The following is an 8,201-nucleotide window of genomic DNA, read 5'->3' as shown; positions in this document are numbered from 1 at the left end:
GGCCGGAGCCGGGGTAGCGGCAGGCGCGGGAGCAGGCACGACGGCCGCCGGGGCAGCGGGTGCAGCTGCCACAGGTGCGGCCGGGGTGCTTGGGGCCGGGGCAGCGGCGGCAGGCGCTTCAGGCGCAGGCGCGGCATCGGTGGCCCCCGCCTGAGACGGCTCCAGGGCCAGCGGCGTGGTCTGAGCCTGCTGGCCTTCGGCAACGGCCTGGTCTTCGGGCTCATCCAGCGGGTGAATCTGGGTGGTGCCGTCGGCGCTTTCGACTTCGACGTGCTCCATGGCCAGATTCGCCAGGTCCTTGCCGCGCAGGCTGCTCTGGTCCTGCCACCAGAAGAAGCCGCCGCCGATCACCACGATCAGCAGCAACAGGCTGACGATGCGCAAGAGGTTGTGCGACAGGCGCACCGGCTCCTCGATACGCCCCAGCGCGTGCACGTCACTGCCCTGGGCATTGCTGCCGGTGGCCTGGTCGAAGGCCAGCACCAGTTCGGCCTGGTCCATCTCGAACAGCTTGGCGTAGGCGCGGATATAGCCGCGGGCAAAGGTATGCCCTGGCAGCTTGTCGAACGCACCGGTTTCAAGGTTGTTCAGCGAGCTCACGGTCAGGTTGAGCTTGCGGGCCACTTCGGCCTGCGACAAACCCTTGCTTTCACGGGCCTGACGCAAGGTCTCACCGGGATTCTGGCGAGTCGCTGCTGCTACTTCGGGATGCGCCGCTTTCATCATTGCTCCGACAGGTATTGCTGATATTCCGGCGTACCGGGATAAAGTCGTTGTAATTGCACGCCCAGATCGGCGGCCTTGTCAGGTTCTTCGAACACACTCGCCAGGCGCGAACCCAGCAACAGGCTGCGGGGGTTCGGACCGTCCAGCTGACTGAAACGATCGTAGTAGTCGCGCGCCGGCACATAATGCCTGTCTTCGTAAGACAACTCAGCCATTTCGAGCAACGCGCGTGGTTGCTGCTGGTTGAGCCGTAATGCCTTGTGCAGGTGTTCACGCGCCTGCTCGCGCTGACCCAGCTTCAAGGCGGTCAGGCCAAGGTTTTCAAAAACCCGGGAGCGTTCAGGATACAGGGTATCGGCCGCCGCTTGGCGAAACATCTGCTGAGCCTGGGCATACTGCCCCTGCGCATACAGGAAACTGCCGTAGTTGTTGCGGATACGCGCGTCGCCCGGGCGGGCTGCCAGGGCCTTGGCAAAATGCACCTCGGCCAGTGCCGGCTCGTCTTCACGCTGGAACACCAGGGCCAGCGCAGCGTGCGCGGCCGGATCGCGAGCGTCCAGCTCAAGGGCCTTTTTCAACGGCGCCTTGGCGCGCTCGGTCAAACCTTGTTGCAAATACCCCAGGCCCAGTTGCACATAGGCCTGGCGAGCTTCTTCGCGCCCCTTGCCGCTGCTGAGCGGATTGGAACTGCCGCTGCTGACGCAGCCGGCAAGCAGCGTCAGCACGAGGATTGGCAGCGCGGCGCGCAGGCCCATGCCGGCCTCAGTTGCCCGCCGCGCCGTTGTGCGGCATATCGGTATCGGCATTGAGTTGCCGTACGGCGATATAGCGCTCACTGCGGCGCGTGCGGTCCATGACCTGGCCGACCAGCTGACCACAGGCGGCGTCGATGTCCTCACCACGGGTGGTGCGTACGGTGACGTTGTAGCCGGCCTGGTGCAGGTGGTCCTGGAAGCGGCGGATCGCGTTGTTGCTCGGGCGCTCGTAACCGGAGTGCGGGAACGGGTTGAACGGGATCAGGTTGATCTTGCACGGGATGTTCTTGAGCAGCTCGACCATCTCGACCGCGTGCTCGAGCTTGTCGTTGACGTCCTTGAGCAGGGTGTACTCGATGGTGAGCACACGCTTCTCGCCGAGTTCGGCCATGTAGCGCATGCACGACTCGAGCAGCACCTTGAGCGGGTACTTCTTGTTGATCGGTACCAGTTCGTTGCGCAGGGCGTCGTTGGGCGCGTGCAGCGACAGGGCCAGGGACACGTCGATGTGCTTGGCCAACTGGTCGATCATCGGCACCACGCCGGAAGTGGACAGCGTCACCCGGCGCTTGGAGATGCCGTAGCCCAGGTCGTCCATCATCAGGTGCATGGCGGCGACCACGTTGTCGAAGTTCAGCAGCGGCTCACCCATGCCCATCATCACCACGTTGGTGATGGCGCGGTCGATGGTGGCCGGAATGCTGCCGAACGACTTGTTGGCAATCCACACCTGGCCGATCACTTCGGCGGCGGTGAGGTTGCTGTTGAATCCTTGCTTGCCGGTGGAGCAGAAACTGCAGTCCAGGGCGCAACCGGCCTGGGACGAGACACACAGCGTGCCACGCTTGCCCTGGGGGATGTACACGGTCTCGACACAGCTGCCGGACGCCACGCGCACCACCCATTTGCGGGTGCCGTCGGTGGAGATGTCCTCGCTGACCACTTCGGGGCCGCGAATCTCGGCAACAGCCTTGAGCTTTTCGCGCAAGGCCTTGCCGACATTCGTCATGGCGTCGAAATCATCGACACCAAAGTGGTGAATCCATTTCATTACCTGGCCGGCACGGAAACGTTTCTCCCCGATGGTCTCGAAGAATTTTTCCATTTCCGGCTGGGTCAGGCCCAACAGGTTAGTTTTACCAGTCGATGTCGTCATGGATTCACCCTCACTCGTAAGCTGTCGCTTAGCGAGCGGTTACCTCGGTAGCTGCGAAGAAGTACGAGATTTCGCGAGCAGCAGCGGCTTCGGAGTCCGAACCGTGAACGGCGTTGGCGTCGATCGACTCGGCGAAGTCGGCACGGATGGTACCGGCAGCCGCTTCTTTAGGGTTGGTGGCGCCCATCAGCTCACGGTTCAGCGCGATGGCGTTTTCGCCTTCCAGAACCTGTACAACGACTGGGCCGGAGATCATGAAGGCAACCAGATCACCGAAGAAGCCGCGCTCTTTGTGCTCGGCGTAGAAGCCTTCGGCTTCGGCCTTGGACAGTTGCTTGAGTTTCGAGGCAACGACGCGCAGGCCGGCTTTTTCGAAACGGGTGGTGATCTCGCCGATCACGTTTTTAGCAACGGCGTCAGGCTTGATGATGGAGAACGTACGTTGAACAGCCATGGTGTAACTCCAGAAACAGTAAGTGAAGCGAAAAATTAAACCCGCGAATTATACGCGGGTTCCAGGGGATTGCCTAACCTGCCGAGTGCGCTCAGTCGGCTTCTTCGATCCAGGCGGCCTGAATGGCTTCAAGCACCTTCTCGCCACCGCGGGTCGGATCGTCGCTGAATTCAGGCAGGGCCTGCACCCAACGGCTCAGATCGACGAAATTCACGTAGCGAGGATCGACGTCCGGCTTGCTTTCGGCAAGCTGAATTGCAATTTCAAGTACATCAACCCATTTCAGGCTCATGACAGCTCCATCGGTCAGTGCGGCGCTTCGGCGGCGTGGTTGAGCGAATACTTCGGAATCTCGATGGTCAGGTCGTCTTCGCCGACGATCACCTGGCAGGCCAGGCGTGACTGGCGCTCCAGGCCCCAGGCCTTGTCGAGCATGTCTTCTTCCAGCTCGTCGGCCTCCTCCAGCGAATCGAAGCCTTCACGCACGATGCAGTGGCACGTGGTGCAGGCACACACGCCGCCGCATGCGCTTTCCATCTCGATATGGTGCTCGTGCGCCAGCTCCAGGATGTTGGTACCCGGCGCCACCTCCACCACCAGCCCCTCGGGGCAGAATGTCTCGTGGGGCAGAAAAATCACCTGCGGCATCAGTTATTCCTCGATCTCATTCAGGTTGCGCCCGGCCAAAGCGGCTTTTACCGTCGAATCAAGGCGACGGGCGGCAAAGGCATCGGTCACTTGCGACAGACGCTTGGTCTGCTGCTCGATGGCGGCGCCATCGGTACCGCTCATCAAATCACGCAAGTCTTGCATCTGTTGCTCGATCGCCAGGCGCTCTTCGGCGTCCAGCAGGCGTTCGCCATCGGCATCCAGCGCGCCCTGCACCGCTTCGAGCAGGCGCTCGGCGTCGACCTGGTGCTCGCGCAGCTGGCGCGCCACCTTGTCGTGGCCGGCATGCTCGAAGGAGTCCTTGAGCATGCGGGTGATCTCGCCGTCGGTCAGGCCGTAGGACGGCTTGACCTGAATGCTCGACTCCACCCCCGAACCCAGCTCGCGCGCCGAAACACTGAGCAGGCCGTCGGCGTCCACCTGGAAGGTGACGCGGATCTTCGCCGCACCGGCGACCATGGCCGGGATGCCGCGCAATTCGAAACGTGCCAGCGAGCGGCAGTCGCTGATCAGCTCGCGCTCACCCTGCAGCACGTGGATCATCATGGCCGACTGACCGTCTTTGTACGTGGTGAATTCCTGGGCACGCGCGACCGGGATGGTGGTATTGCGCGGAATCACCTTCTCCATCAGCCCGCCCATGGTCTCCAGCCCCAGCGACAGCGGGATCACGTCGAGCAGCAGCAGTTCGCCGCCGTCACGCTTGTTGCCGGCCAGGGTGTCGGCCTGGATCGCGGCGCCAATGGCCACGACCTGGTCCGGGTCGATCTCGGTCAACGGGGTACGGCCGAACAGCGCGCCTACCGCCTCACGCACACGCGGCACGCGGGTGGAACCACCGACCATGACCACCGCCTCGACTTCATCCAGCTCGATGCCGCTGTCGCGCACGGCGCGACGACACGCCTTGAGGCTGCGCGCCACCATCGGCTCGATCAGCGCGTCAAAGCCGGCACGGGTCAGCTCGCCCTGCCAGGCGCCATGGCCAACGGACACGGCATCACGCTCGGTCAACGCTTCCTTGGCCGCGCAGGCGGCCTGCAGCAACTGACGCTGGGTGCCAGGGTCGAGATCGGCAGACAGGCCCGCCTGCTCGATGATCCAGCCCGCGATGGCATGGTCGAAATCATCGCCGCCCAGGGCGCTGTCGCCACCGGTGGCCATGACCTCGAACACGCCGCCGGTCAGGCGCAGGATCGAAATATCAAAGGTACCGCCACCCAGGTCATAGATGGCCACCACGCCTTCGGCGTTCTGGTCCAGGCCATAGGCGACCGCCGCAGCGGTGGGTTCGTTGAGCAGGCGCAGCACGTTCAGGCCGGCCAGACGCGCAGCGTCCTTGGTGGCCTGGCGCTGGGCATCGTCGAAGTACGCCGGCACGGTGATGACCGCACCCACCAGCTCGCCACCCAAGGTGGCTTCAGCGCGCTGGCGCAGCACCTTGAGGATGTCGGCCGAGACTTCCACCGGGCTTTTTGGACCCTGCACGGTATCGATGAACGGCATGTGCGACTCGCCGCCAACGAAGTGGTACGGCAGCTGCTCGCCCAGTTGCTTGACGTCGGCCAGGCCACGCCCCATGAGGCGCTTGACCGACAGCACGGTGTTGAGCGGGTCGCGGGCAGCGGCGTCGCGGGCGCTGTAGCCGACGTCGAGATGGTCGGCGTGGTAGCGCACCGCGGACGGCAGGATGACGCGACCTTCGGTATCGGGCAACGGTTCGGAAATGCCGCTGCGCAGTGCAGCGACCAGCGAATTGGTGGTGCCAAGGTCAATGCCCACGGCCAGACGGCGCTGATGGGGCTGAGGCGTCTGACCGGGTTCGGCGATCTGCAGTAGGGCCATGCTTATCTGGTACCAGGGGTGACGCCAACGGCGCCACCGGGTTAATCGTCGAGGCGCTCTTCCAGCTGGCGCACTTCATAGGCGAGCTTGTCGAGAAACTGCATGCGGCGCATCAGGCGCTCGGCCTGTTCGCGCTGCGCAGCATCATCCCAGCAGGCGGCGAAGTCCTCGTTGAGTGCGTCCTGGGCGACCTTCAGGCGGCGCTTGAACGCGGCCACGCCGTCGAGATCGGCGCTGTCCTGCAGGTCTTCGAGTTCTTCGCGCCATTGCATCTGCTGGAAGAGGAACTCGGGATCGTGGACAGTGACTTCCTGCGGCACCTCATGACCACCGATCGCCAACAGGTAACGCGCCCGCTTGGGTGCGCTCCTGAGGGTCTGGTAGGCATCGTTGAGGCCGGCCGAACGCTCCAGCGCCAGGCGCTGCTCACGCTCGGAAGCATCCGCAAAGCGATCCGGATGGACCTCGCGGGCCAGCTCGCGGTAACGCACGGCCAGCGCATCGAGGTCCAGGCGAAAGCCAGGTTGCAGGTCAAACAGGGCGAAATGACAAGGAGTACCCACGCGCAGCCTCAGACGTTGAAGCTTTCGCCGCAGCCACACTCACCGCGCACGTTGGGATTGTTGAACTTGAAGCCTTCGTTCAACCCTTCCTTGACGAAATCGAGCTCGGTCCCGTCCAGGTACACCAGGCTTTTTGGGTCGATGATCACCTTGACGCCGTGACTTTCGAACACCTGGTCCTCGCTGTCGGGTGCGTCGACGAACTCCAGCACATAGGCCAGGCCCGAGCAGCCGGTGGTGCGAACGCCCAGGCGAATGCCGTCACCCTTGCCGCGTCCGTCGAGGGAGCGCCGCACATGGTTGGCGGCGGCTTCTGTCATGCTGATAGCCATCGAGACTCCTTAACCTGCAACAGGCGAACTTAGAGCAAACCTTTCTTCTGCTTGTAATCGCGCACGGCCGCCTTGATGGCGTCCTCGGCGAGTACCGAGCAGTGGATTTTCACCGGCGGCAACGCCAGTTCTTCGGCCAGCTGGGTGTTCTTGATGGTTTCGGCTTCGTCCAGGGTCTTGCCCTTCATCCACTCGGTGGCGAGGGAGCTGGACGCGATGGCCGAACCACAGCCATAGGTCTTGAACTTGGCGTCTTCGATGACGCCCTGCTCGTTGACCTTGATCTGCAGGCGCATCACGTCACCACACGCCGGGGCGCCGACCATGCCGGTACCGACATCCGGGTCTTCGGCATTCATCTTGCCGACGTTGCGTGGGTTTTCGTAGTGGTCGATGACCTTTTCACTGTAAGCCATGGTGCTATTCCTTCCTCATCAGAGAGCCGCTCTTGCCGGCGACTACTTAGTGCGCAGCCCACTCGATCTTGGAGATGTCGACGCCGTCTTTGAACATATCCCACAGCGGCGACAATTCGCGCAGCTTGGTCACTGCCTCGCAGACTTTCTGCGCGGCGTAGTCGATTTCTTCTTCGGTGGTGAAGCGACCGAAGGTGAAGCGGATCGAGCTGTGCGCCAGTTCGTCGTTGCGGCCCAGGGCGCGCAGCACGTAGGACGGCTCGAGGGATGCCGAGGTGCAGGCCGAACCCGAAGACACTGCCAGGTCCTTGAGGGCCATGATCAGCGACTCGCCTTCAACGTAGTTGAAGCTCAGGTTCAGGTTGTGCGGGATGCGCGCAGTCATGCTGCCGTTGATGTACAGCTCTTCAAGGTTTTCGACCTGCTGGTAGAAGCGGTCGCTCAGGGCCTTGATGCGCACGTTCTCGCTGGCCATCAGTTCCTTGGCGATGGCGAAGGCTTCGCCCATGCCGACGATCTGGTGGGTAGCCAGGGTGCCCGAACGCATGCCGCGCTCGTGACCGCCGCCGTGCATGGTGGCTTCCAGACGTACGCGCGGCTTGCGACTGACGTACAGCGCGCCGATCCCCTTGGGGCCGTAGGTCTTGTGCGCCGAGAACGACATCAGGTCGACCTTCAGCTTCTGCAGGTCGATCTCGACCTTGCCGGTGGACTGCGCCGCATCGACGTGGAACATCACGCCGCGCGAGCGGGTCAGTTCACCGATGGCGGCGATGTCGTTGATGGTGCCGATTTCGTTGTTCACGTGCATGATCGAGACCAGGATGGTGTCTTCACGCAGGTTGGCTTCGATCATGGCCGGGGTGATCAGGCCGTCGGCGCCGGGCTCGATGTAGGTGACTTCGAAGCCTTCACGCTCCAGCTGACGCGTGCTGTCCAGGACCGCCTTGTGTTCGATCTTGGAGGTGATCAGGTGCTTGCCCTTGGTGCTGTAGAAGTGCGCGACACCCTTGATTGCCAGGTTGTCGGACTCGGTGGCACCGCTGGTCCAGACAATTTCCCGCGGGTCGGCATTGACCAGGTCGGCGACCTGGCGGCGAGCGTTCTCGACCGCTTCTTCGGCCTTCCAGCCAAAGACGTGGGAGCGCGAGGCCGGGTTACCGAAGTTCCCGTCGACCAGCAGGCAATCGCTCATCTTCTGGGCGACACGCGGGTCGACCGGAGTGGTCGCGGAGTAATCGAGGTAAATCGGCAACTTCATTGAAAATCTCCTATCAGGCGGGCT

11 protein-coding genes are annotated in these 8,201 nt (G+C 63.0%); all 11 read right to left on the bottom strand.

Annotation, left to right across the window (positions count from 1 at the left end):
• Positions 1–723: helix-turn-helix domain-containing protein (locus KUO17_RS11520; protein ID WP_217975683.1), on the bottom strand; the 723-nt coding region annotated here is incomplete at its 3' end.
• Complete coding sequence (pilW, locus tag KUO17_RS11515; protein WP_217975682.1) at positions 723–1,481, bottom strand: type IV pilus biogenesis/stability protein PilW; 759 nt, start codon at positions 1,479–1,481, stop codon at positions 723–725. The genes KUO17_RS11520 and pilW, both read right to left, overlap by 1 nt.
• Positions 1,482–1,488: 7 nt before the next feature.
• A complete protein-coding gene (gene rlmN / locus KUO17_RS11510) occupies positions 1,489–2,637 on the bottom strand; it encodes a dual-specificity RNA methyltransferase RlmN (protein ID WP_217975681.1) in 1,149 nt (382 codons plus the stop codon).
• Between the two features lie 28 nt (positions 2,638–2,665).
• On the bottom strand, positions 2,666–3,091 hold the full coding sequence (gene ndk / locus KUO17_RS11505; RefSeq protein ID WP_043864469.1) for a nucleoside-diphosphate kinase: 426 nt from the start codon (positions 3,089–3,091) through the stop codon (positions 2,666–2,668).
• 91 nt (positions 3,092–3,182) lie between these two features.
• Positions 3,183–3,383: a Fe-S cluster assembly protein IscX gene (iscX, locus tag KUO17_RS11500; RefSeq protein ID WP_217975680.1), complete on the bottom strand. Its 201-nt coding sequence runs from the start codon at positions 3,381–3,383 to the stop codon at positions 3,183–3,185.
• 14 nt (positions 3,384–3,397) lie between these two features.
• Positions 3,398–3,739 carry an ISC system 2Fe-2S type ferredoxin gene (fdx, locus tag KUO17_RS11495; RefSeq protein ID WP_217975679.1) on the bottom strand — a complete coding sequence of 114 codons (342 nt, stop codon included), beginning with the start codon at positions 3,737–3,739 and terminating at the stop codon, positions 3,398–3,400.
• A gap of 3 nt (positions 3,740–3,742) precedes the next feature.
• Positions 3,743–5,605, bottom strand: a complete 1,863-nt coding sequence (gene hscA / locus KUO17_RS11490) for a Fe-S protein assembly chaperone HscA (protein ID WP_217975678.1) — start codon at positions 5,603–5,605, stop codon at positions 3,743–3,745.
• A gap of 41 nt (positions 5,606–5,646) precedes the next feature.
• Positions 5,647–6,168 (bottom strand): co-chaperone HscB, encoded by a 522-nt coding sequence (hscB, locus tag KUO17_RS11485; RefSeq protein WP_217975677.1) that lies wholly within the window; start codon positions 6,166–6,168, stop codon positions 5,647–5,649.
• Positions 6,169–6,176: 8 nt separating this feature from the next.
• Positions 6,177–6,500 carry an iron-sulfur cluster assembly protein IscA gene (iscA, locus tag KUO17_RS11480; protein ID WP_217975676.1) on the bottom strand — a complete coding sequence of 108 codons (324 nt, stop codon included), beginning with the start codon at positions 6,498–6,500 and terminating at the stop codon, positions 6,177–6,179.
• Between the two features lie 29 nt (positions 6,501–6,529).
• Positions 6,530–6,916 carry a Fe-S cluster assembly scaffold IscU gene (gene iscU / locus KUO17_RS11475; protein WP_002552476.1) on the bottom strand — a complete coding sequence of 129 codons (387 nt, stop codon included), beginning with the start codon at positions 6,914–6,916 and terminating at the stop codon, positions 6,530–6,532.
• A gap of 46 nt (positions 6,917–6,962) precedes the next feature.
• On the bottom strand, positions 6,963–8,177 hold the full coding sequence (locus KUO17_RS11470) for an IscS subfamily cysteine desulfurase (protein ID WP_217975675.1): 1,215 nt from the start codon (positions 8,175–8,177) through the stop codon (positions 6,963–6,965).
• Between the last annotated feature and the right edge of the window lie 24 nt (positions 8,178–8,201).

This window comes from Pseudomonas aegrilactucae, from assembly GCF_019168305.1.
Lineage (GTDB): Bacteria > Pseudomonadota > Gammaproteobacteria > Pseudomonadales > Pseudomonadaceae > Aquipseudomonas > Aquipseudomonas aegrilactucae.
This window is presented reverse-complemented; position numbering and strand designations above follow the sequence as displayed.